Origin of the sequence: Photobacterium salinisoli (assembly GCF_003614885.1) — a bacterium.
In the GTDB taxonomy this organism is placed as follows: domain Bacteria; phylum Pseudomonadota; class Gammaproteobacteria; order Enterobacterales; family Vibrionaceae; genus Photobacterium; species Photobacterium salinisoli.
Map to the genome: position 1 here is coordinate 2,008,026 of NZ_QZMS01000007.1, position 23,586 is coordinate 2,031,611.

A 23,586-nucleotide genomic window follows, 5' to 3' on the forward strand; every position below is an offset into this window, starting at 1 on the left:
AAACATGAAATATTCATTAGGGCCGCTGCTCTACTTCTGGTCTACAACGGATGTCGAATCTTTCTATCATGCCGCCCGGAGCAGTGACGCCGATATTGTGTATCTGGGCGAAACCGTATGTGCGAAACGACGGCTGATGAAGCCCGCCGACTGGATATCACTGGCGCGGGAACTGGCAGCCGCAGGCAAAGAGGTGGTACTTTCCACCCAAGCTTTACTGGAGGCACCCAGTGAAATCAATGTCATGAAGAAATACATTGCGAATGGTGAATTCAGTATCGAAGCGAATGATGTCTCCGCCATTTATCTCGCCCATCAGCAAAATGTCCCCTTTGTGGTTGGCCCGGCGGTCAATTGTTATAACGCGCAAACCTTACAGCTTTTTGTCAGACAAGGCATGACACGCTGGTGCATGCCGGTAGAGCTGTCACGGGACTGGCTGAATAACATTCTGAACGATTGTGCTGCAATGGGGATTCGTCACCGGTTTGAAACCGAAGTGTTCAGTTATGGCTATCTGCCGTTGGCCTATTCCGCCCGTTGCTTTACAGCCAGAGCAGAAGGCAAAGCCAAAGACGACTGCCAGACCTGCTGCATCCATTACCCGCAAGGCTTGGCTGCAAACAGTCAGGAAGGCCAGCGACTGTTCACCCTGAATGGTATTCAGACGCAATCCGGCTACTGTTATAACCTGATCAAAGATCTCGCCAGCATGGCCGGGTTGGTTGATGTCGTGCGCATCAGCCCGATGGCAGAGGATTCTCTGACAACGCTCAGTGCATTCAAACATGCCGAATTAACAGGAACCAGCGATTCTGTGACGGATCCCATCCACTGTAACGGTTACTGGCATCGCCTTGCAGGACTGAGCACCCACGCCATCTAAAGCGGTCAAATAGCATAGGACTGTCTGGCCCGCGCCCAACTGATTGGATGCGCTAACGTTTATCCAGCAAGGCCAGCAGTTCCTCGCTTGTTCCTGTCTCGCCCAGACGGGGGAAAATACGTTCCAGCGAGTTATGGTGGGCATACACATTCACATCTGTCATGGCATCGGTACACAAAGAGACATTCAGCCCGAGCTCATACGCCTGACGAGCGGTTGATTCCACACCGATACTGGTCGCGATACCGACCACCACAACCTGGGTTACCGACAAGGCGCTGAGTGTCTCTTCCAGGCCAGTCTGGCTGAACGCTCCCCAGTTGCGCTTGGTGATACAGATATCACTTGCTATCGGCGTCAATGCCGGTACCAGCTCTGCCCAGTCACTGGCAGGCGACCCTCCGGCACGGGGCTGCTCTGTGCGTCCGGGGGCGCCGCCTGTCACATTCACCAGAACTACCGGTAATTGATGATGCCGAAACGCCTCTGCCAATCTTGCAGCCTGTTTTACAACACCCCCCGCATCATGCGCCAGAGGCAGTCCCACTATGCCTTTTTGCAGATCAACCACAATCAATGCTGTACGACTATCCAGTTGTGTCAGCGGCATATCACCACTCCTTAAAATTTCATCTACCGATACACTATAGTGTCGAAACCGTCAGCGTTGCTGAATAAGTCATTCAAAACAAAAAACGGCCCTTTTAAAGGGCCGCGTTTGTGTTCTCAGTCTTGCATCCCAGTTGCCAAATCGGCGCTCTCAGAGCTCGGTAACTTAAGGTATTTAAGCACAATCAACACCACTGCCAGAACAGTCGCCGCAACACCCAGGCTGGTCAGCTGTACACTTTGCGTAAAAGCAATTGATGCAGATTCGAGCAGAGAATCCGCCCACTCACCACTCAGCGTCTGGCTCACTGCATACGCTCCGGGTAATGTTTCTTCTGCCTGCATAGCCACAGACACATCAATACCTGCAGGTGCGACAAAATGAGCACGATATAGCCAGGCAACCGCACCACCAATCAGTGTAGTACCTAACACCACACCAGCTTCATAGGCAGTTTCACTCACGGAAGAGGCACTGCCAGCGCTGTCTGCCGGAACCGAAGACAAAACCAGATCATTGGTGACAGTCGTAATCGCCGCCACACCAATATTCAGAAGTGCAAATGCAACTGCAATGATCAGCATCGAAATATCAAACAGAGCAAAAATCATAAACGCTACGCCAGCTAACACCAGACAAAACGCAATCACTCGGTTAGGTGCGATACGCTGTACAACAGGCACAACAGCCATCCCCGCGACAATCGCTAATACCTGTCCCGGAACCAAATTCAGGCTGGCCACTAACGGGGAACTGCCTAGTACAATTTGCATCAACTGGGTGGCGAGGTAAATAAAACCTATAAGCAGCCCAAGGCTGACCAGGTTCACTGCAATCGACACTGAAAATGCCGGGATGGTGAACAGCTTGAGATCCAGTAACGGATCTTTTAATACCAATTGCCGACGTACAAACAGAACACCAAACACCAGACCGCAGATAAAGGTCGAAATAGCCCATGCATCAATGCCTTCCGTTGCACCATGTTTGAGCGCAAACATCAGGCTCACCATTGCCACCAGGCTTAAAGTAATGCTCCAGTAGTCGATGCTAAATGCAGGCTGCTTCTCCGATTCAGGAAGACAGAAAGGTGCAAAAAGGATGACGGGGGCTAAAAATGGCAACGCGACTAAAAATACAGATTGCCAATCGTAATACTGCAGCAACACACCACCCACCAGAGGACCCAGTGCCGAGCCTATTGTCAGACACGTTGCCCAAACGGCCACCGCGATGCGCCTTTCTTCCCTGTCTTCAAACGCCGAACGAATCAAAGCCAAGGTAGCAGGTAAAATCATCGCCCCGAAGAAACCCAGTACCGCTCGGCCAGCAATAAGATGCCAGGCCTGCTGAGAAAACACGACAATCAGAGACACAGCGGCAAAACCACTACAACCGATAAACAGCATTTTCCTGTGGCCGAGTCGATCACCGGCTCCCCCCATAGTGACGAGCAGTCCGGCCAGGACAATAGAATAAGCATCAATAATCCACAATTGCTGAGCTGCGGAAGGGCTCAATGCAGACGCAATGCGCGGTAATGAAAAGTTCAGAATAGTGTTATCGATAGTCACCAAAAGTACTGGCAGCATAATGACGCACAGCGCCAGAGCTTTTGAGCGATCTTTCAAAATAGCAACCAGTGGATTAGCAGCTGTGCTCATCTTTTCCTCCCGTGTTAAGAGTCATTAAAGTCTGAAATATACACTCAGCATCTTTCTCAGATTGAGGCAGTATGTCCTTTAAATACTGTTTGGAATCAGCCAACTGAGAGGCAAAAGCCAAATAATCATTCGTGTCTACCTGAGCATTTAATACTGAGAGTGAAGCCATCAGCTTCTCGCGCTGCTGACCAGCCACCTGGTTACAGGCTTGAATATCCCAGTAGGTTTCAGGCTCATTGGCGAGGATCCGGGCAGCCAGGCTCAATAATGTTTTCATGGGCGGCGGGGCAATTTGGTAGATAACCTTGATATCACAGTCTTCGCTAACTAACGCCGTCAGGAAGGACAGAATCGCGGCATGTGGCAACGCCTGACAAAGCGCCATATTGTTATCATGAATGCTTGGGTTCATTTGCGAGACATGCATTCCCTGTCTGGCCAGCAGGGCCGACATCATGGCTCCGGCCTGGCTCTGAACCTGTTCGCAAACGACAACCGGACGTCCGTGGCAAGCCAGTTTAGGGGAAAACATAGGATTCACCCCGACAACACTGACAGACGGCAGGCAATCTGCCGCGATCTGATGGAATGGCACCTGTACCGAGCAGGTATTAACGACAAGATCCACTGAGGTCAACAAAGGGGCGTAAGTAACCAAAGAGGCCGCGGCTGCCGATTCAGGCAGAGCAAATACCACACCCGAAGCCACCTTTATTTTTTCTGTCAGGGCGTGATCAAGATAGCGCACATCACAGATCACATGATCCACCTTGTATGAAGGCGCAACTTGATCGGCAACGGTAACTGAGTAGCCTTCAGACTCAAGCAATCTTGCCATGAATTGTCCAACGACACCCGCACCACCAAATATTACATATTGACTCAATGTTTTGTCTCCATGCTTGCTGTTAAGGAATAAAACGGCACACTGGCTTTCACTAAGGTTTCATCCATTTCTTCAAGGGGACAGGAAGCGGACACTATTGCCCCGCCAATGCCAAATTCTGCGACACCCTCTTTGATCACTGCGGTCCGAATAACAATGCTCAAATTCGCGCATCCATCCATCCCAACCCAGCCCAGACTTCCGGCGTAGATTCCCCGCGCAGAAGATTCCAGATCATCGATGATATCCATCGTGCGCCGCTTCGGTGCCCCAGTCATTGATCCGCCGGGAAAACACGCTTTAATTGCACTAAACGTCCCAAGATTGGGTTGGAGTTGCCCTTCAATCGTCGAGACCAGTTGGTGGACCGAGCTGTAGGTTTCAATATCAAAAGCTTTTGGTACATGTACCGTCCCTGGTGTACAGATACTATTCAGATCATGCCTGACCAAATCAATGATCATCAGATTTTCTGCCCTATCCTTTTCAGAGCAAGCCAGTTCATGCTTCAAGGCCTCATCCTGGGCTGCGGTCTTTCCTCTGGGACGGGTACCTTTAATCGGTTTGGATCTCACTGTACGATTTGAATCAATGTGCAAAAACGTTTCTGGTGAAGCGCTTAAGATCGCAAAATCAGGCGTTTTCATATAAGCCCCATAAGGCACTGGGCTTGCCAAACGCATCTTCATATAGGCGGAAAGCGCGTCTTCATTAAATGGCAGGCGCGCCCGGTTAGTCAGGCAGATTTCATATGATTCACCGTCCCGGATCTCTTTGAGACAACGATGAATTTTATCGATATACATTTCTGCACTGTCTTCCAGTTCCAGCGACTGTTCAGGCACTGGCCCGGGCTGAAACAATGACGCACCTTCCGTACGGATCTGTTGTCCGGCTTGTGGAGAAAACGTCATTGGCTCCCCCCATAAATGACAGAGGTAAGCAGTTTGCGCTTGATGATCAAAAACCACTAAATTCTGAGGTAAAAAAAACAACGCATCGGGCGTGGAAGAACGGTGTTTATTGTTACTCCCCATCAAAGCTTTCAGTTCATAGCCCAAATAACCGACCAGTCCGCAGCCATAAGGTATCAGTGCCTCAGTTTCTGAATCCGGCTTCAAAAAAGCCACAATGCGATCCATCAACTCAAAGTAATCACCTTGAATATAACTTTCCCCGCATGGGCCACTCAGATGTAAAGTGCGTGAACTGACCTCATAGCGAAATACTATGGCTTCATTGGGTTGTCCGCTGCCCATTAGCGAATACCTGGCAGACCGCGCATCCGCCATTTCACTGTCGAGCCAAAAGGCGGATGTTTTGCCCGAAAAATAACGCGAAAAAATGTCAGCGGCATTCATCGTCATCTTCAGGGGCTCATAATTGACTTTCAATGAGAATGTGCCCGCCGCTTCTTTAATAACGCGCTGTATTTCATTGTCTGTGCCAGAGTCACTGCCATCCCGTTCACCGCGATTGATCATATTAATGAAATTACCAATCAGAGTATGTCCATACTCTGATTCGATCGATTCCGGATGGAACTGAACGCCCCATATCGGTTTTTCGCGATGCGCAAGTCCCATAATCAACCCGTCCGCGGTGCGGGCCGTAACGTCAAGACATTCAGGAACCTCAGTACATATCAAAGAGTGATAGCGCACAACATTGAACGACTGGGGGATGCCAGAAAATAAGCCGTCACCATTATGAGAAATCTGGCTTTTATAGCCATGAACCGGTGATGGCGCATGAGAGACCTTGCCGCCAAATCGGGCGTTAATCCCTTGATGTCCCAAACAAATACCCAAAATTGGAATACAGCATTTATCAATGATTTCACCGCATACGCCAAAATCTTCGTCACAGCAAGGATGTCCAGGACCCGGTGACAGAATCACACCAGAGAATGAATCAATATTTAATGAATCGTATGATACCGAGTTCGGCACTACCGTCGGCATGATCCCTGTCAGTTCGAAAACATACTGAGAAATGTTATTTGTAAAGGAATCGTAGTTATCAATGATCAGAATATTCATGGTTCACTTCTCTTTATCTTCTGACAAGGCTTTGATTATGACAAGTTCCTCTTCACACGTTTCATGAATAATACGTTCGAAAATATCCCCTATGTAAGACGGATTTAATCGATAATTCACTGAGAGTGCTTTCATTTTATTCAACGTAAATTCAACTCTGCCCTTTTGCATCATTGGAATGTTTTCTCGTGATTTAACATTCGCAATTGTCCGGCAAATTTCCATACGGCTTGCCAGCAACGCAACAATCTGTTCGTTGATTTCATCCAGTTTATCTCTGTAGGGTTTTAACTCGCGAACCACAACTGCATCATTTATCTGCTTATTAGCAACCATGCCATCACCTTCGAATTAAATTTCAAATAAAGAGCGCATAGCAGCCAACACACCAATATTTCATTGGTGCTTCATTTCAAGTTGGCTGTTATTCCAGGGCTTTAATATAAAATCACCCAGAAAGGGCATTTAGCTTCGTGGCCAGATAATCAATCTGCTCTTGACTATGATTTGCAGAAATGGCAAAGCGCAACATTGCTTTATTGGTTTCCACGATAGGATAAAAAACAGGAAACATAATTAACCCTGATTCCCGCAATGTTGCCGCGGCTGATAAACCTTGCTGTTCACTTGCAAAGTAAGCGCCTCTGATGGGGGCTCTCTGTCCAGCGTTCATCATTATGCTTTCCACTTTCTCATCGAATTTGTCGATGTTTTTCCATAAAGCCGTTTGTAATTCATCGATTTCAGAAGAAAGATGGATCTTCGCGGCTGCCACATTCGCCGCCTGAAGCGGGACAGGGACAGTATGACCAAACACAAGCGGGTTTGCTAATGCCTTAAGCTGTTCATTATTATAGTCTTTACGTAAGACAATGAAACCACCCGCACCACCAAACGCCTTACTCAATGACCCGGCAATTAATGTATTATCAGGTAATCGATGTTCAAGATTCTCATACGCATAACCTGCACCGTATTTCCCTGAAATAGAAATACCGTGTGCATCATCGACATATAAATATCCTTCGTATTGACTGAGCAATTCAGATAACGCTCTGACTGGCAGTAATCCTGACATTGAACCGACACCATCAATAAGCAATATAGGTGTTACCCGTTCAAGCTGACATTGCTTTAATGTTTTCGTTAACGATTCAGTATCGTTAGTATCAACACGTACGACCTGACCGAACTGACCAAGTAACCCACGCAATACCTGCATAGATGCATGTGCCGTTTTATCGACCAGCCAGCGAACGGCGGATTTAGTCGGATAAAGATGCATATTGCCACTACCCAATAAGGGCAAAACACCTAAATGTGCATTACTTGTCGATGTAAAAACAGTAACTGAGTTACCCTGATAGATTTCTTGCAACAGGCTCTCCAGTTGTGGCAAGTACACCGGACTCATAGCACTTCGGCTGGCCGACAAATGAATACCAACATGATGAAGTGCCTGGTAGGCTGCCTCAATTAATAATGGATGGGATTCTAAGCCTAAATATGAGCAAGAAATGAATTCGGTGTATAACTTGCCATCATCCAGAATAACTTGCTTACCACAACGCTCTGTCACAATAAAAGAGGTTAACCCCTCGCCGGAAGCCTGTTCAAAAGCATCCGTTGTGCGAGTACTGCGGATAGACATCCAATTACTGTCATGCAATGTTTCTTTATCAACACTCGTCATTTTCTTGTACCTACTGTCATGACTGCTGGCCCAGTCTGATCAGAAAAAAGAGGATCAGTATGAGCGAACACAGACTCAAACTGATATCGAGAGAACAAATCTTGCACCATCGAGATTTGTGATTCCCCGTGCTCGACAATCACAGTACCGCCAGGTTTAAGTACAATCTCAGCCAGACGTAATGAGGCGTCGATGATTTCGCTGCCATCCTGGCCTGAGTAGATAGCATTTTCCGGATGATATTTTTCCCACTCAGGCAATAAGCTTTCAGATTCAGGCACATAAGGAGGATTCGATATCACAACATCCACACTTTGGCGCTTATCCTTAAAAAATGTGAGGTCAGTAATGTCTTTTTTCAGTGCAACAACCTTGCCTTCATCCGCAAGACGATGAATATTACGGCACAGATACTGATACGCGGTTTCATCATTTTCCAAACAATAAATCGTAGATCTCCGGTATTGCCGCCAAGCTGATATACCGATAGCCCCCGTCCCCGAACACAAGTCGTAAATAACCGCCTCAGACTCAATAGGAAGTCGTGTTTTTAACCATTCAAGCAGCATCGCGCTCTGCTGACGCGGCACAAAGACCCCGGTTCCAACAACAAATCGGCTGTCAATAAAGTCACTATATCCAAGGATATGACCCAACGGGATGCGATTGGCTCTTTCCTTCAGGTCGGCGCGAAAGCCAACGGCATCAGATTCAGACAGCACCTCATCAGCTGAGATATATTTCTGTGCTATCGCTTGAAAATCCCCATAGGGATCCCAGACGCCCGATGCTATCAGGCTCTGGAGCTCAAGCTGAAATGCCTGTTCAAGGTGCGCCAGCTTCATGACCAAGCCTCATAATACTCAGCCAGACGATCATACATAGACCGATAAAGATAGGAGAAAGCAACCAGCTCTGGTGGGGGTGTATAGCTTGGGTGAAGGCTTTCAATAAGATCAGCGTAAAAACCCGTCATACCTTTGTCGAGTAACGGTAACCAGTAGGGTTTAATGTCCCAGCGGAATTCATAACCGGTGGCAAACATCTGTTTTACCGTTTCTTTCACGGTTTCTTCACGAGATAACCCAGGCAATGGCTTGCGAATGGGCGAGAATACGTCCAGATTAATTTCTGGGCTGAGGCCCTGAATTTTATCCGCCATATATGCAGCCAATAATGGCGACTGGTGCAACCCGTCTCGGTAGGTTCCTGTCGCTAACCACAATCCTTTGAAATGACATTGCCCAATTAACGGATAGCCGTCGGCAGGAATAGGTCGGTTCCCGACTTGGATAGCTTCTACTTCAGCGTCATTCAGATCTAGATGCAACTGGTCCAAAGCACAGCCCAGCAAAAACTGTACATCGGATATTAATGCGTTTTTTCTTGGTGACTCTGCCAAAATATTTGTCGCCCCGATATAAAGCAGATCTTTCTCTCTGGGGACACAATGCAAGCCACAGGCAAAGGCTCGGTTTGGCGTTCTGATTACACTGTCAGGTACTTGGTGCCCGGGTTTTAACCTCGCCAAAATAGAAACACCGTATCCAGCAAACATAGGAGGGATACGTTTTTTGACTTCCGGATAAGTATCAAGCAAATCCAGCGAATGTACGCCGGCAGCAATCACAACATTGTCTGCCGAAATCAAAGTACCATCCGTTAATTTAACGCCAGTTGCTACATCTGCTTCCGTTAATATTTCGACTGCATTGTCATTGATAATTTCTCCGCCTTTTCCCAGAAAGGCAGCATCCAGTTTTTCCAGCAGAAGATGTGAATTCACGGCATTTTCTTCAGGAATATATAACGCTTGCATCGGACGAACTAAGTCATTGGCTTTAATCCAGGGTAGGTTAGAGGCCGAAACTGTCTCATAAGGTTCGTTGTAATGCTGTAGCGTTGCTTCAATGGTGTCATAATTAACTGTATCCACCTCAGCCATACCGGCTGAGTTTAAAATAACATGTGTGCCTTTCGCTATTAGCAGATCATCATGAATTCCAGACGCCTCTGATAATCTTGCAGACCAGTTTTCCCATTCATTTTTTGCCTTAATATCCATATCGACTTTGAGTCGGCCATAATCACTATTGATTAACCCACTCGTAATTTCACCAAAACAACCGTTCATGGCGCCCGCAGCCTTAGATGCTGCATTGGCACGTTTTGTTTCACCGACCCTGACAACTTTTAAACCGCGAGAAGCTAATTCAAATGCGATGGAACCACCAATAGCACCAGCGCCAACAACAATGGCATCATAATTCATCATTTATTACCTTATTAATATAAAGTCTATTTAATAGAACGTATGTAATTATTCTTCTGAATCTTATATTCAGTCAGTCGCTAATAATTATGAAAGGAGAAAATGTTCTGATTCAGGTAGCGAGCGATAGAAAAACAAACTGCCCTCAGTTTTAATAATATTTAAAAGTTTATCATCATCAAATTGTTCGACTGGAAAAGATAAGGCAATAAGTTTGTCTTTTCCTTTTTTATTCACCTTACCCATTCGGCTAAGTGTTACCCCTCTTCTCAAAAAATAGCGTTCTATCGCGACTGTCGTCACCGCGACCAATTGCTTAACACCATGCATTCCTGCAAGTTGCATCGAAAATTTAAAAATATCAAAAGGAAGGGATTCCAGTTCATGCCCATATGCCGCATAGCGTGATATCTCCCAAGTAGCTATATCTCTTGGGAGTTCATTTTCACATAAATAAGGAAATACATCTGAGAGTAAATAAGGAGAATAAGTAGGAATAAGCCTGGCACACCCTACAATTTTATCGTTTTCATTATAAGCAATGACATAGCGTGCAGACTCTGTGTCAAATTCATCAGCTTCAATACCCTCTTCTAAAGAGGTAAGATTAAGGTCCCACTTGAGTTGCTTAATAAAAACATCATGTCGAAAACGCCCTAGATCATCTAATTCATTTTTATCGAAATTCAAAAATTGTGTACATACCAACCGATACATGCTTTGACCGCCCCTATCAAAAGCCAATCTCTTTAAGCTATTCATCCATACTATAGAGCCCTCAAATCAACAAGCAACTACCAAAAATGGTGATAACAGGTTAAATAATACCTAACGCCGCGGAGTAAGCAGCTGCCAATGTACGATTGGTCGAGCCAAATTTTTTCTGGATGTTTTTTATATGGTAATTGACTGTATTTTCTGAAATACCCAAAATATCAGAGATCGCACTTGAGCATTTTCCATCAGCAATCCAGCGCAAAATTTCTTCTTCACGATTGTTTAGGTTAATTTCATTTTGACATAAGGAATCAGATTTTTCTTCTACACTGTTCTCTTCAATCAACTCAATAAGACAGCGCATTTTGAGCTTTAACATCAGTTTGTCATCACTGTTGATAAGCACATCACTTCTTGAAACCCCCAGCATACACAGCGAGTGATCCATACTACGCAATGTCAATGTCGCACCAATATTGATCCCCCATTCACTGGCTTCTTTGAAGATAAAATGTGTCTTAATATTGTGGTCATCCTGCCAGATGACAAACTGCTGATCACTGGCTCTGCTTGCAATCGAGGGATCTTGCTGACAATAGTGTTTATCCTGATATCGCTTCAACCACGCCTCTGGGTATGTGCCATATATACACACTTTTGAGCGTGAAAAAGGCACAGCTTGTTTTTTACCGTATGCAAAGTTATCAAAGCCAAGTTTATTGACTTCAAGTGAGACTTTTTTAATAACTTCATTGTTAGTAGTACAAGACGAAAATGCAGCGTTTACAGATAACCACCAGTTGATGAATCCTGTATTTTTATCCATTTCCCTTTCCAAACAAGTTATATAAAGCACAAACTTCTACAACAGAGTAATACGATTATCAAATAGATATTTTTTTATTATGTTTCACTTTGTTTCCAGGCACTGTCACTTGATGAATTCAGCCTGACTATCAATGGAAGAATGCCACCCTGTATCTTGAGATTTTCATTTTTACATCTGAAAGACACTCAGATAATTACAATTAACTCAATAATTAGCTCTTAGAAAAACAATCTTCACCGCAATAGTGTTACCACCGCCTTTGATGGTGATAATTCATGACAAAAAAAAGCAGTCTTGTCATGACAAGACTGCTTTTAAACAGTATGTATATCTAACGGTTAATTAGCCCGCAAACGTTTCGCTGCCGCCACCATGTTTTGCAGTGCTGGCACCACTTCTGCCCACTGGCGGGTTTTCAGGCCACAGTCCGGGTTTACCCACAGGCGTTCGGCCGGGATACGCTTTGCGGCTTGCTGCATCAGCTTCACCATTTGTGCTTCAGTCGGAATATTCGGCGAGTGAATATCATAAACACCCGGGCCAATTTCGTTCGGATATTTGAAGTTATCAAAGGCATCCAGCAACTCCATATCAGAGCGCGAGGTTTCTATGGTGATCACGTCGGCATCCATGTCGGCAATTGAGGCAATAATGTCGTTAAATTCGGAATAACACATATGGGTATGGATCTGTGTCTCATCGGCCACCCCATTTGCCGTGATACGGAAGGATTCCACGGCCCAGTTCAGGTAGTCCTGCCACTCAGACCGACGCAATGGTAAACCTTCACGCAGTGCCGCTTCATCAATCTGAATCACTTTCACCCCGGCTTGTTCCAGATCTAGCACTTCAGCACGAATGGCCAGTGCCAGCTGATAGCAAGAGACAGAGCGAGGCTGATCATCGCGCACAAAAGACCAGTTCAGTATGGTCACAGGGCCGGTCAGCATGCCTTTCATGGGCTTTTCGGTCAGTGATTGTGCGTACTGGGTCCAGGCCACTGTCATGGCTGCCGGTCGGCTGATATCACCAAACAGGATGGGCGGCTTGACACAACGCGAACCGTAAGACTGTACCCAGCCGAACTGGCTGAAGGCATAGCCGTCCAGCTGTTCACCGAAATATTCCACCATGTCGTTGCGTTCCGCTTCGCCATGAACCAGCACATCCAGATCCAATGCTTCCTGCTCACGCACAGCGCGGGCAATCTCTTCCTTCATCTGGCTGACATAGGTTGCCTGATCAAGGTCACCTTTCTTGAATTTCAGGCGAGCCTGACGGATGTCAGCGGTCTGAGGAAACGAACCTATAGTGGTAGTCGGAAACGCCGGCAGGTTCAGGTGCGCCGTTTGCTTCGCGATACGATCAGCATACGGGCTCTGACGCTGTCCCAGCTGCGGGGTAATCGCCGCAACAGCGGCCTGCACGTCAGGATTATGCACCCGGCTGGACTGACGGCGGCTGTCGATAGCGGCCTGATTGGCTGCCAGCTCGGCAGAAACAGAATCGCGGCCATCATTGAGTGCACGGGACAGCACGGCCAGCTCGTCCAGTTTCTGCAGGGCAAATGCCAGCCATGACAGAATTTCGGTATCGAGTTTCTGTTCGCTGTTCAGATCAACCGGCACGTGTAACAGTGAACACGAAGGTGCCACCCACAGACGCTCACCGAAATCGCGGGCAATAGGCTCCAGCCAGTCCAGCACGGCATTAAGATCTGTCTTCCAGATATTACGGCCGTTAATGACCCCCAGAGACAGCACTTTGTCTGCCGGCAGAGCGGCAATAACGGTATCTACTTCATTACGGCCTCTCACCGCATCAAGGTGTAGGCCCTGAACCTGCAGATTCACCGCCAGCGACAGATTCTCTTTCAATTCACCAAAGTACGTTGCCAGTAAAAGCTTCACCAGCCCTTTGTTTAAACTCTGGTACGCTTTGCTCAGTGCCTGCTGCCATTCAGCGGAGAGTTCAGTGACCAGGATAGGCTCATCAATTTGTACCCACTCGACCCCCTTGTCGGCCAGCAGCGTCAGCAGCTGCTCGTACACTGGCAGCAACTGGTCAAGTAAATCCAGCTTGTTCGAATTGTCTTTTTCCTTACCGAGCCACAGGTAGGTCACAGGGCCGATCAGCACAGGTTTCGCGGCGACGCCCTGTGTTTTGGCTTCCGTCAGTTGCGCCAGCAGACGCTCAGGGTTGAGCTCAAAACGGGTATCGGCGGTAAATTCTGGCACGATATAGTGGTAGTTGGTATCAAACCATTTGGTCATCTCGCCGGCATGCACACACTGACAACCGCTGTCATTGGCCGAACGGCCACGGGCTACACGGAAGTAGTTGTCCAACTCGTCACCAGCCAGGCCTTCGACACGGGCCGGGATATGGCCGAGCGTGAAGCTGGTATCCAGTACCTGATCGTAAAAAGAGAAGTCGCCAATCGGGGTCAGATCAAGACCCGACTGCTGCTGCCAGTGTTTCTGGCGCAAACCCGCAGCCAGCTCTGTCAGCTCGCTTTGGCTGCTTTCGCCTTTCCAGTACTTTTCCAGTGCGAATTTCAGTTCACGGTTAGCGCCGATGCGCGGAAAACCTAAGTTATGTGTTTTAGCCATCTATACGTCCTCCAAAGTTATTGAAGACATCTTATGGCTATCTTGTGATGAATAAAAATGGCATTATTTCATCAACCAATGAATTCTAATCATAAGTCAGGGATTACCATGATAGAAAGGAGCCATCTGGCGATATTGCGCGAGGTACACCGGCTCGGTTCGCTGACAGCCGCCGCTGAGGCATTGTATTTAAGCCAGTCGGCGCTGAGCCACAGCATGAAAAAACTGGAGCAGCAGATTGGTACGCCAGTCTGGAGCAAATCCGGCCGAAGCCTGCACTTTACCCAGGCGGGCTTTTATCTGCTGCGACTGGCGGAACGGGTGTTACCGCAATTTGAACACGCTGAAGTGCAGATGCAGCAATTCGCGTCCGGCCAGCGGGGCACGCTGCGGATTGGCATGGAATGCCATCCCTGTTATCAGTGGCTGCTCAAAGTGGTCCATCCCTACCTGCAAGGCTGGCCAGATGTGGATGTTGACGTGAAACAGAAGTTCCAGTTCGGCGGGTTAGGCGCCCTGTTCGGGTATGAAATCGATGTATTGGTTACGCCCGATCCCCTGCTCCGGCCCGGTATCCGTTACATTCCTGTGTTTGACTATGAGCAGGTGCTGGTGGTCAGCGCGCAGAGTCCGCTGGCTGCCGAGGAATACATAGCGCCGGATATGCTGCTGGATAAAACCCTGATTACCTATCCGGTAGAGCAAAGCCGGCTGGATGTGTACAGCCAGTTTTTAACACCGGCCAAATGCAGCCCCCGCAAACATAAGCTGATTGAAACGACGGATATTATGTTGCAGATGGTGGCGGCCGGACGCGGAGTGGCGGCGCTACCTAAATGGCTGGCCAAAGAGTATGAAGAGAAAATGCCTGTCGTGGCTGTTCGTCTGGGCGAAACGGGTATTCACAAGCACATTCATCTGGGAGTCAGGGAAACGGATTTAGACATCGATTATCTGAGTGCGTTTATCAACCTGGCAGACTCCCTGTCTGAACACAAAGAGCCGGCGGCCCGGTAAGGTCAGAGCCTGGCCTTCATGATCAGCGCGTCTTCTCGGCCGTTAGCACTGACACTGCTGTCGGCCCGATAATAGTCTGGCCGGCGACTGACCAGCTCGAAACCATTGGCCAGATACAATTGACTGGCCTTTGTGTTACTGGCCCGCACTTCGAGCCAGATCTCCTGCCCGCCTTCCGCTCGGGCGGCAGCGACAAACGCCGCCAGTAACTGACGCCCCAGTCCCTGTCCCTGCCACACAGGATCAACAGCAATATTAAACAGACTTACTTCACCGGCCACGGACTGGCCAAAACAGTAACCCGCAACCTTACCGTCAACCCGCATCACCAGGTTTAGGGCGATACGGGACGGCGTTTCCCTGATCTGGCTTTCTGTCCAGGGAAACGGGTGCGCACGTTGCTCAATAGCCCACACCTCATCAAGCTGCGCTTCTGTCATCGGCAGGAATTCAATCATTGAAGGCACAGATCTGCTGCCACAATGCTTTCTTACTGGCGGGATTTTCATGCATCTGCCGCAGTGATGCCGAGTGCAGAATCTGGCAATCGGATGGCTCAACGCCCTGACAACCGGCAAACCAGCACCAGGTCAGATGATGCTCACCCAGCTCAGACAAGGCGTGGGGCGGCAGAGCTAATGCCTGCTCCGGTGTCAGCTTCATGCTGCGCAGAATGTTGCCGAACAACCAGGCATCGTGTTCATCCATCTCATCTGCAGTCACAAACAGCAATTGGCAGGTTTCGGGTAAATCTATCACAGACTGAGCCCACTCAGGAAAACACTCAGGTTTTCTGATTTGCCAGTTGGTCAGTCCCATTTCCTGCAATAACTGCATGTCTCTTTGTTGCATGATGTGTTTACCACTTTTGATGTTCTGTCAGGCCGGGAGCGCGGAAAACGGGGCGCTGTATTCAACCAGACCATGATGACCACTCAGGGTGGATGGCAGCAGTTCCTGAACCATGAAAGCCTCTTCCGGCACAGGCCAGGTGCAGCGCAAGCCATGCTCCGCCGCCGTCACATAACCGGCTTTACGGTAATAGCTGTGATCCCCCAGCACCACCACTACAGGGTAACCCAGCTCTGCCAGTATTTCTGCACCTTCACGCATCAGCGTCTGGCCGATCCCCTGCCCGCGGTAGTCGGTTTTGACCACCAAGGGTGCCAGCCCTTGCCAGCCTAAGTCCTGCCCGCTGACAGTCACCGGACTGAAAAAGATATGGCCAACCACTTCACCTTCATCATTGCATGCCACCAGCGATAACGTCATATGGCCATTTTCACGCAGGGTCATGACCAAATCCGCTTCCGCTTCAGTATCAAATGTGTGCCGCAGCAAGGCATCAATAGTCAGAATGTCCGCCGGCACTTCAGTTCGAATCAGCATAGTTATCCTCGAAGAGACAATCGTCAGACTGTCATTGGATGTAGCGGGTATCTGCCACATTTATCCGGCCCTATTTTGCGGCCAGGCTAGCCTGATAACAACCTCTTTCTCGCCAGACACAACTCAGAGACAGAAAAAGGATATAAGCGCAGATTCATAGCAATGATCGCTTCCCCGATGTTCCCACCCCCGTCTGCCAGGAATCACACCAGTCCCTAATTTGCGGATTCACCTTTTTGTCACTGACATGCAGATAAATAAGCAATGCCATACAAAATCACCGGGCTTTCTTCTTCTCACCAAGACAATTACAAACATTAACCGCTGAAATAATCTGCTTTTAAAACATTATTTTAGATACGTATCCCCCCGTTTAACCCGGCCAGTTTTTTGTAACCGGTGTCAATAAATCCATTTTTTTACATTTCAAATCAAAATTTTCTCATGAAAATAGGAATTTTTGACAATCAGACATTTTCTGACGTTATATTACGGGTACGACTTACCCAGAAAGGGACATCCGAGCGATGTCAGCAGTAACAGACAATTTCGCCATGCCGACTGAATTCATCAACAATTGGTTTTTTCAACTGACAGGCAATAGCCCATTCCTGTTCGCCATTCTGGACAAGCAACACCACTATGTCGCGGTCAATCAACACTACTGCCAGCTCAGCGGCCTCAGCCGGGATGAACTGGTGGGACGCCGTGATAGCGAAATACTCGGTGAGACCTTTTACCGTACCCTGCAGCCATACTACGAACGCGCCCTGAACGGCGAATACGTGGAAGGTGACGTGATTCTTGATGAACACAGGCATCATACCAGCCTGTATTTCAGTGTGTCGCCCCTGCGCGATGAGAGCGGTGAAGTGACCGGCCTGGCTCTGCACGCGATTGATACCTCTGAACGCTTACACCTGGCCAATGCCGTGGCTGAACATGAAGACCACTTTAACCAACTCACTCAGCTGATGTCTGATGGCTGCCTGCTGATCGAAAGAAATCATGTGCTGTCCGCCAATCCGATGGCAGCTCAGCTGCTGGGGTTTGCATCACCAGATGACATGACAGGCGAAGATTTAGGGCAACTATTAATAGACAGCAGAAACAACCGTCCTTTTGGGGAACAACTGGCCGGGCTGAGCAACGGTAAAGCCTACCATTGCCTGACCAGTCAACGGTGTCAGGTTGAAAATGCCCTGACGCTGACCCTGAAAGACACCTTGGTAGTTGGCTCACCCGCCAGCCTGGTTGTTCTGAGGCTGCCACAGACACAACAAGTCCAGCCCGAACAAGTGGAACAACTGATCCATACCGACCCGCTGACAGGTTTGTATAACCGCCATGGCTTCAGCCGTCGTCTGGAACAGATGATCACCCGGCAGACCCCGTTAGTCATGCTGTATCTGGACATAGATAATTTCAAAAACATCAACGATTCTCTGGGGCATCATATTGGCGACCGGGTACTGCAGGAAATTTCCCAGCGTCTGCGTCAGCTGCTGCCTGAGAACGCTGTGATAGGCCATCTGGGAGGGGATGAATTCGGCATTCTGCTGCCCGATCCCATCCATGCTGAAATTGGCGAACAAGTCTCGAAAAAGATTATTGCCCTGGTGAACCAACCTTTCGATCTGATGCACTTCAGCAAGCATCTGGCCTGCTCCATTGGGATGGTAAACTACCCTGGCAATGGCAATGATGCACGCTTGTTACTGCAGCATGCCGATACCGCTATGTATGAAGCCAAGAATCGCGGGCGTAACCGTCTGGTCACCTTCGACGAGACCATGAACAAAGAAGCAAGGATGCGGTTATGGCTGGAAATTGAACTGCAGAAAGCCTTACAGAACAAAGGACTGGAAGTCTGGTATCAGCCCAAAGTCAGTGCGAGGGATTTTTCCATTTACGGCGCTGAAGCCCTGGTTCGCTGGAAACACCCTATCGAGGGTTACATCAGTCCGGCCCAGTTTATTCCGGTTGCTGAACGCTCAGGCCTGATCGAACAGCTTGGCCAGGTTGTGATGAGAGAGGTCTTCACCACAGTTAAATACTGGAAAAGACAGGGGATCCTTCAGGGCCGAGTGGCAATCAACCTGTCCCCACAGCAATTTGGCAATCCCAACCTGATTCAGTATGTCTCAGACTTGCAGCGAGCCACCGGTGTCAACCCGGATGATATCACTTTTGAACTGACTGAAAGTGCCATGCTGGGTGAAAACGAACACACCATTCAAATGCTGAACGCCATTAAGAAACTGGGATTTGCCTTATCGATTGACGATTTTGGTACCGGTTACTCCTCTTTGTCTTACCTGGCCCGATTCCCGCTGGACGAGCTTAAAATCGACCGGGCATTTATCAAAGATCTGGAAACTGTGCCCAAGCAACTGACCCTGATCGAAAACATAATCAATCTGGGTAAATCGCTGAACATGAGTGTTGTTGCTGAAGGTGTGGAAACGCGCCAGCAGGCCGCCCTGCTGTCTAATCTCAACTGCGATTACATTCAGGGTTTTCACTTTTTCCGCCCGCTGCCGAAGAATGATCTGGAAACCATACTGCTGAAAAACTTCCGCGGCAGATTTTAGATCTGATACACAGTCATCACCCCTGCTGAGCAACAATCTCTTCTGTCCTGCGCAGCAGATAATCCTTAAACGCCTGACAGCGAGCAGGCATTGGATGCCTGGGGCGAAAATACAGATTGATATCAAACTGGCTGGCAACATAATCAGTCAGCAGTACAGTTAATGCGCCTGATGCCAGAGCATTCTTAATCACAGAATGCGGCAGATAGGCAACACCAGCCCCCCTGATTGCCATATCGCGCAGTATCTCACTGTTATCACATTCCAGCGCATCGCTGATAGCCACAGCGCGGTTAATACCATTTAAACGGAAATACCAGCGATTGCCTCCAACCAGTGAACTGGCATACAGGCAGCGGTGATCTCTTAAATCTTCCGGTTCCATTGGTCTGCCGCACCTTGCCAGATAGCCTGGCGACGCGCAGGCGTATAACGGCTCACTGAGCAACAACCGGCGGATCAGCAAAGAGTCTTTCTCTTCCGTTTCCCGGTTGGTCGCTTTGGCCCGGATAATAAAATCCACATGTAACGGATCTGTTTCCCCTGCTTCAATAAACAACCGAAAGTTCACCTGGGGATGCATTTCCATGTATTCCGCAATGATTTCACGCAGATAATAGCTCGCGTACAGCGGTGTCGATGAGATACTGATAATTCCCCGCTGTTCATCAGCCATGCTGCCCACTTCTGCGCAGATGGTATCAATTTCCGGCAACAGAGAAGAAAAACGGCGATAGAGCATTTCTCCGGCATCCGTGGGTACGAGTTGGCGGGTACTGCGCTTGATCAGCTCGACGGCCATCAGCCCTTCCAGCTCCTTTACCCACCGGCTTGCCGCCGCCGCTGAGATCCCCCACACTTCCGCGGCCTCGCGAAACGAGCCATGCTGAATAACGGAACAAAAAAACACGATTTTATCTAATTGTTGCTGGCGAGGATTAATCCCGACCAGTGACTGAGTCATAGCACATTCCTTATGGTTTGAACGCCCTCCCGGCCCGCATTTCAGGCAAGGGCCAGGGGAGTGAGCTTCAATAATGCCTGCGCAATCCCGGCTGCACTAATACTGGCATCTCGTCTTACAGCTCGCTTCACAGTCTTAAAATTCACAGCCGTCGATTCACACGGTTTTCTGCCCAAACTGAGGAGAGAATATCTCTGCTGACATCAACCTCAGGCCGGGATCAATCACCGGAGAGAATGACATATGCGCCAGAATATCACGCTCAAGATCCACGCCTGGTGCAATTTCTTCCAGTACCAGACCTTGCGGCTCAAGCCGGAACACAGCACGTTCAGTAATATAGCGCACCGGTTGTCCGGTCTGGATGGCCCGTGTCGCGGAAAACGTAATTTGTTCCGCTGTCTCCACAAACTTACTCTGGCGGCCTTCCTGCAGAATATGCAACTCGCCGTCCCTGACGGCGATCTCTAACCCAGCGGCTGTAAAAGTACCACAGAAGAACAGAGACTTTGCATGCTGGCTGATGTTGATAAACCCCCCGCAGCCCGGCAGTTTATCGCCAAAGCGGGACACATTGATATCCCCGCGGGCAGAGCATTGTGCCAGACCGAGAAAGGCCTGATCGATCCCGCCGCCATCATAAAAATCGAACATCTGATCCTGAGTAATAATAGCCTGAGGATGTCGGCTGGCTCCAAAATCCAGCCCGCTGGCCGGCAGGCCGCCGATAGCACCGGGCTCGACCGTGAGGGTCATGGTATCAAGAATGCCCAGCTTGCCGGCAACAATGGCAATGTATTCCGGTACGCCAATTCCCAGATTCAGCACAGCGCCAGGCGTCAGCTCCTGCACCGCGCGGCGGGCAATAAGGGTTTTGGCATCCAATGTATCTGTCCCGCTCTCGCCGTCCGTCCAGCTTGATTGCGGCTCACCTGAACTGGCCCGCCCGACAAAATCAGGATTGAAACGGGTGGCAAAAGTCTGCATGTGTTCTGCTTCATCGTTGCAAAGCACAATAGCGTCAACAAAAATACCCGGAATTTTGATGCTGTGGGGATCGAGTGTACCGGCCGGCACCACCCGTTTGACCTGCACGACCACTTTGCCCCCCTGATTGCGGGCAGCCTGTGCGGCAGCCAGGTTTTCCACAACCAAACACTCATCTTCCATCGTGATATTGCCGTTTTCATCTGCCGTTGTACCGCGCAAAATAGCCATATCCACTGGCAGGCGCTGGTAGAACAGATATTCTTCGCCATTGAGCTCCAGCACAGACACCAGATCTTCGCGGGTTATCGCATTAATTTTGCCGCCTTCAAGCCGGGGATCGACAAATGTCCCCAGCCCGGTTGTTGTCAGTGTCCCGGGTTTACCTGCTGCCGTATCACGCAGGAGGTGTGAAATCACCCCCTGGGGCAGATTGTACGCCTCAATCTCATTGCTCAAGGCCAGCTTTTGCAGGTCGGGTACCAAGCCCCAGTGGCCGCCAATCACCCGCTTAACCATACCCGGTCTGGCCAGATGATTCGCCGCCCGCCCTTGTCCGTCTCCCTGGCCGGCCGCAAAGATCAATGTCAGGTCACGGGGAGAGATTTCACTGTCGTAGCGTTCACCCAACGCCCTGATGATCGACTCGGGTACCACGGAACCGATAAATCCCCCCAGCATGACGGACTGCCCGTCGGTGATCCATGCCGCGGCTGCTTCAGCTGTAAGTTGGGTAACTGCCATACGTAACTTCCTTTACCGTGCAATTGCCTGAAGTGTATGAATCCCTTCCCCTTGCTTTAATAGCTACGAATGAAATTGTGTTTTTCGAAACTAACCACAAACAAGCACGAGCACGTGTTAACATATTGAAATAAATAAAAAATACCATTATCAATTAACTCAGGGGCTGTGATTTACACCTGGTATTGCATGATGCCGCTCGCACTTTACAGGTGAATACAAAAATTGGACCGACCAGTGATGTTTTCAATCACGACAGAGAGGTCTAGGATGTTAACGACCTGTTACAACTATAACCATGAAACGGAGAGAGAATATGGATGTTGCCGTGATATTGCTCACGCTTGTGGGTTTGATGTACTTTGCTTACCGAGGCGTTTCAGTTCTGATCCTGGCCCCCATTTTAGCCATGGCGGCGGCACTGCTTACCAGCGATTTTCCATTCTTATATGCGCTGTCGAATGTCTTCATGCCTGCCGCAGCCAATTACATCAAACTGTACTTCCCCATTTTCATTGCCGGGGCGATCTTTGGCAAACTGATGGGCGCATCGGGTGCTGCCCGTGCTTTATCACGTTTTATCATTCAGCACCTGGGTACCAAACACGCGATATTGTCCGTCGTACTGGCCACCGCTTTGCTGACGTACGGCGGTGTGTCACTCTTTGTAGTGGTCTTTGCCATGTACCCGATTGGGGCTGCCACTTTCCGTGCTGCCGGCATTCCTAAACGCCTGCTGCCAGCGGCGATCACTCTGGGTGCTTTCACCTTTACCATGACGGCGTTGCCGGGCACACCACAGTACCTGAACACCATGCCAACCATACCATTTGGCACCACTATTTATGCGGCCCCGGCGTTGGGCTTACTGGCCGGTACTATGATGCTTGTGCTGGGCATCTTGTGGATCAAATACCGGGCCGGCAAAGCCATTGCTGCTGGTGAAAATTATGGTGACCATGAGGAAAGTGATAAAGATCTGGATGACAACGCAGCAACACCGAGCGTATTGATGGCACTGGTCCCGATTCTGATGGTATTTGTCATCAATTTTGTGCTGACCAATTTTTACTTCAAATCACCGGCTGTGATTGCCGAATATGAAACACTGGATACACGGATCAATGGCACCTGGCCTGTGATTATCGCCCTGGCTGTCGCCATTATCTTCATGCTGGTGAGCTATCGCCGCTATCTGTTTGATACTAACAAGCACGTCTTTGACGGTTCAGTGGGCTCTTTGCTGCCCATTTTCAATACAGCTTCTGAGGTAGGCTATGGCGCTGTGATTACGGCCCTGTCAGCCTTTGTAATTATCAAAGCCGGTATTGCCGCCATTGATATTCCTGATCTCTTCAAAGTGGCACTCACCTCAACCAGTCTTGCCGGTATTATTGGTTCGTCATCAGGCGGAACAGGTATGGTGCTGGCTTTGCTGGGCAATGATTTTCTCAATACCGGAATTAACCCTGAAGTACTGCACCGCGTGGTCCTGCTGGCCGCAGGCGGGCTGGATACACTGCCGCACTGTGGCGCTGTCATTACTTTACTGGCGGTTTGCCGCCTGACGCACAGACAGAGCTATGGTGATATTGCCGTGGTGACTATGGCGATTCCGCTGATGGCAGCCTTTACTGTGATAGTGGTCCATCTCAGTACCGGCCTGGTCTGACAGTCCCA

20 protein-coding genes are annotated in these 23,586 nt (G+C 49.0%); 4 read left to right on the forward strand and 16 right to left on the reverse strand.

The window, feature by feature from the left end; genetic code table 11:
• Nucleotides 1–4: 4 nt before the first annotated feature.
• On the forward strand, nt 5–886 hold the full coding sequence (locus tag D6M16_RS09690; RefSeq protein ID WP_120511603.1) for a U32 family peptidase: 882 nt from the start codon (nt 5–7) through the stop codon (nt 884–886).
• Between the two features lie 52 nt (nt 887–938).
• Here the strand turns inward: D6M16_RS09690 and D6M16_RS09695 are convergent, their stop codons facing one another.
• From D6M16_RS09695 to metE, 11 genes are all read right to left on the reverse strand, one after another.
• Entirely contained in the window at nt 939–1,496 is a 558-nt protein-coding gene (locus D6M16_RS09695; RefSeq protein WP_120511604.1) for an isochorismatase family protein, read from the reverse strand.
• Between the two features lie 116 nt (nt 1,497–1,612).
• On the reverse strand, nt 1,613–3,160 hold the full coding sequence (locus tag D6M16_RS09700; protein ID WP_120511605.1) for an MFS transporter: 1,548 nt from the start codon (nt 3,158–3,160) through the stop codon (nt 1,613–1,615).
• Nucleotides 3,144–4,046, reverse strand: coding sequence for a prephenate dehydrogenase dimerization domain-containing protein (locus D6M16_RS09705; RefSeq protein WP_120511606.1), 903 nt, complete (start codon nt 4,044–4,046; stop codon nt 3,144–3,146). Before D6M16_RS09705 ends, D6M16_RS09700 begins: the two co-directional genes overlap by 17 nt.
• Nucleotides 4,043–6,088, reverse strand: a complete 2,046-nt coding sequence (pabB, locus tag D6M16_RS09710; RefSeq protein WP_120511607.1) for an aminodeoxychorismate synthase component I — start codon at nt 6,086–6,088, stop codon at nt 4,043–4,045. Before pabB ends, D6M16_RS09705 begins: the two co-directional genes overlap by 4 nt.
• Nucleotides 6,089–6,091: 3 nt before the next feature.
• Entirely contained in the window at nt 6,092–6,424 is a 333-nt protein-coding gene (locus D6M16_RS09715) for a chorismate mutase (protein ID WP_120511608.1), read from the reverse strand.
• Between the two features lie 112 nt (nt 6,425–6,536).
• Nucleotides 6,537–7,781, reverse strand: a complete 1,245-nt coding sequence (locus D6M16_RS09720) for an aminotransferase class I/II-fold pyridoxal phosphate-dependent enzyme (RefSeq protein ID WP_120511609.1) — start codon at nt 7,779–7,781, stop codon at nt 6,537–6,539.
• Nucleotides 7,778–8,626 (reverse strand): N5-glutamine methyltransferase family protein, encoded by an 849-nt coding sequence (locus D6M16_RS09725; RefSeq protein ID WP_120511610.1) that lies wholly within the window; start codon nt 8,624–8,626, stop codon nt 7,778–7,780. The genes D6M16_RS09720 and D6M16_RS09725 overlap by 4 nt, the downstream gene beginning before the upstream one ends.
• Nucleotides 8,623–10,056 (reverse strand): NAD(P)/FAD-dependent oxidoreductase, encoded by a 1,434-nt coding sequence (locus tag D6M16_RS09730; protein WP_205576846.1) that lies wholly within the window; start codon nt 10,054–10,056, stop codon nt 8,623–8,625. Before D6M16_RS09730 ends, D6M16_RS09725 begins: the two co-directional genes overlap by 4 nt.
• 84 nt (nt 10,057–10,140) lie before the next feature.
• Complete coding sequence (locus D6M16_RS09735) at nt 10,141–10,815, reverse strand: acyl-homoserine-lactone synthase (protein ID WP_120511612.1); 675 nt, start codon at nt 10,813–10,815, stop codon at nt 10,141–10,143.
• 55 nt (nt 10,816–10,870) lie between these two features.
• Nucleotides 10,871–11,596, reverse strand: coding sequence for an autoinducer binding domain-containing protein (locus D6M16_RS22195; RefSeq protein ID WP_162940966.1), 726 nt, complete (start codon nt 11,594–11,596; stop codon nt 10,871–10,873).
• A gap of 341 nt (nt 11,597–11,937) precedes the next feature.
• Nucleotides 11,938–14,211 (reverse strand): 5-methyltetrahydropteroyltriglutamate--homocysteine S-methyltransferase, encoded by a 2,274-nt coding sequence (gene metE / locus D6M16_RS09745; protein ID WP_120511613.1) that lies wholly within the window; start codon nt 14,209–14,211, stop codon nt 11,938–11,940.
• A gap of 108 nt (nt 14,212–14,319) precedes the next feature.
• Between metE and D6M16_RS09750 the strand changes: the two genes are divergently transcribed.
• A complete protein-coding gene (locus D6M16_RS09750; protein ID WP_120511614.1) occupies nt 14,320–15,228 on the forward strand; it encodes a LysR family transcriptional regulator in 909 nt (302 codons plus the stop codon).
• Nucleotides 15,229–15,230: 2 nt separating this feature from the next.
• Here the strand turns inward: D6M16_RS09750 and rimI are convergent, their stop codons facing one another.
• The 3 genes from rimI to D6M16_RS09765 are packed head-to-tail and all read right to left on the reverse strand — an operon-like array spanning nt 15,231 to nt 16,617.
• Nucleotides 15,231–15,686, reverse strand: coding sequence for a ribosomal protein S18-alanine N-acetyltransferase (gene rimI / locus D6M16_RS09755; protein ID WP_120511615.1), 456 nt, complete (start codon nt 15,684–15,686; stop codon nt 15,231–15,233).
• Nucleotides 15,679–16,080, reverse strand: a complete 402-nt coding sequence (locus D6M16_RS09760) for a DNA polymerase III subunit psi (protein WP_120511616.1) — start codon at nt 16,078–16,080, stop codon at nt 15,679–15,681. Before D6M16_RS09760 ends, rimI begins: the two co-directional genes overlap by 8 nt.
• Before the next feature lie 27 nt (nt 16,081–16,107).
• On the reverse strand, nt 16,108–16,617 hold the full coding sequence (locus D6M16_RS09765; protein ID WP_120511617.1) for a GNAT family N-acetyltransferase: 510 nt from the start codon (nt 16,615–16,617) through the stop codon (nt 16,108–16,110).
• Nucleotides 16,618–17,171: 554 nt separating this feature from the next.
• Here D6M16_RS09765 and D6M16_RS09770 point away from each other — a divergent pair.
• Complete coding sequence (locus D6M16_RS09770) at nt 17,172–19,211, forward strand: putative bifunctional diguanylate cyclase/phosphodiesterase (protein WP_120511951.1); 2,040 nt, start codon at nt 17,172–17,174, stop codon at nt 19,209–19,211.
• A 16-nt stretch (nt 19,212–19,227) separates the two neighbouring features.
• Here the strand turns inward: D6M16_RS09770 and D6M16_RS09775 are convergent, their stop codons facing one another.
• Nucleotides 19,228–20,175 (reverse strand): LysR family transcriptional regulator, encoded by a 948-nt coding sequence (locus tag D6M16_RS09775; protein WP_120511618.1) that lies wholly within the window; start codon nt 20,173–20,175, stop codon nt 19,228–19,230.
• A 156-nt stretch (nt 20,176–20,331) separates the two neighbouring features.
• Entirely contained in the window at nt 20,332–21,906 is a 1,575-nt protein-coding gene (locus D6M16_RS09780; RefSeq protein ID WP_120511619.1) for an acyl CoA:acetate/3-ketoacid CoA transferase, read from the reverse strand.
• Between the two features lie 316 nt (nt 21,907–22,222).
• On the opposite strand from D6M16_RS09780, the gene D6M16_RS09785 reads away from it, so the two are divergent.
• Nucleotides 22,223–23,578 (forward strand): GntP family permease, encoded by a 1,356-nt coding sequence (locus D6M16_RS09785; protein ID WP_120511620.1) that lies wholly within the window; start codon nt 22,223–22,225, stop codon nt 23,576–23,578.
• Nucleotides 23,579–23,586: the final 8 nt, after the last annotated feature.

Coding starts and splice junctions, on each gene's coding strand:
- D6M16_RS09690 (WP_120511603.1), top strand. CDS start 5: ATGAAATATTCATTAGGGCCGCTGCTCTACTTCTGGTCTACAACGGAT.
- D6M16_RS09695 (WP_120511604.1), bottom strand. CDS start 1,496: ATGCCGCTGACACAACTGGATAGTCGTACAGCATTGATTGTGGTTGAT.
- D6M16_RS09700 (WP_120511605.1), bottom strand. CDS start 3,160: ATGAGCACAGCTGCTAATCCACTGGTTGCTATTTTGAAAGATCGCTCA.
- pabB (WP_120511607.1), bottom strand. CDS start 6,088: ATGAATATTCTGATCATTGATAACTACGATTCCTTTACAAATAACATT.
- D6M16_RS09715 (WP_120511608.1), bottom strand. CDS start 6,424: ATGGTTGCTAATAAGCAGATAAATGATGCAGTTGTGGTTCGCGAGTTA.
- D6M16_RS09720 (WP_120511609.1), bottom strand. CDS start 7,781: ATGACGAGTGTTGATAAAGAAACATTGCATGACAGTAATTGGATGTCT.
- D6M16_RS09725 (WP_120511610.1), bottom strand. CDS start 8,626: ATGAAGCTGGCGCACCTTGAACAGGCATTTCAGCTTGAGCTCCAGAGC.
- D6M16_RS09730 (WP_205576846.1), bottom strand. CDS start 10,056: ATGATGAATTATGATGCCATTGTTGTTGGCGCTGGTGCTATTGGTGGT.
- D6M16_RS09735 (WP_120511612.1), bottom strand. CDS start 10,815: ATGAATAGCTTAAAGAGATTGGCTTTTGATAGGGGCGGTCAAAGCATG.
- D6M16_RS22195 (WP_162940966.1), bottom strand. CDS start 11,596: ATGGATAAAAATACAGGATTCATCAACTGGTGGTTATCTGTAAACGCT.
- metE (WP_120511613.1), bottom strand. CDS start 14,211: ATGGCTAAAACACATAACTTAGGTTTTCCGCGCATCGGCGCTAACCGT.
- D6M16_RS09750 (WP_120511614.1), top strand. CDS start 14,320: ATGATAGAAAGGAGCCATCTGGCGATATTGCGCGAGGTACACCGGCTC.
- rimI (WP_120511615.1), bottom strand. CDS start 15,686: ATGATTGAATTCCTGCCGATGACAGAAGCGCAGCTTGATGAGGTGTGG.
- D6M16_RS09760 (WP_120511616.1), bottom strand. CDS start 16,080: ATGCAACAAAGAGACATGCAGTTATTGCAGGAAATGGGACTGACCAAC.
- D6M16_RS09765 (WP_120511617.1), bottom strand. CDS start 16,617: ATGCTGATTCGAACTGAAGTGCCGGCGGACATTCTGACTATTGATGCC.
- D6M16_RS09770 (WP_120511951.1), top strand. CDS start 17,172: ATGCCGACTGAATTCATCAACAATTGGTTTTTTCAACTGACAGGCAAT.
- D6M16_RS09775 (WP_120511618.1), bottom strand. CDS start 20,175: ATGACTCAGTCACTGGTCGGGATTAATCCTCGCCAGCAACAATTAGAT.
- D6M16_RS09780 (WP_120511619.1), bottom strand. CDS start 21,906: ATGGCAGTTACCCAACTTACAGCTGAAGCAGCCGCGGCATGGATCACC.
- D6M16_RS09785 (WP_120511620.1), top strand. CDS start 22,223: ATGGATGTTGCCGTGATATTGCTCACGCTTGTGGGTTTGATGTACTTT.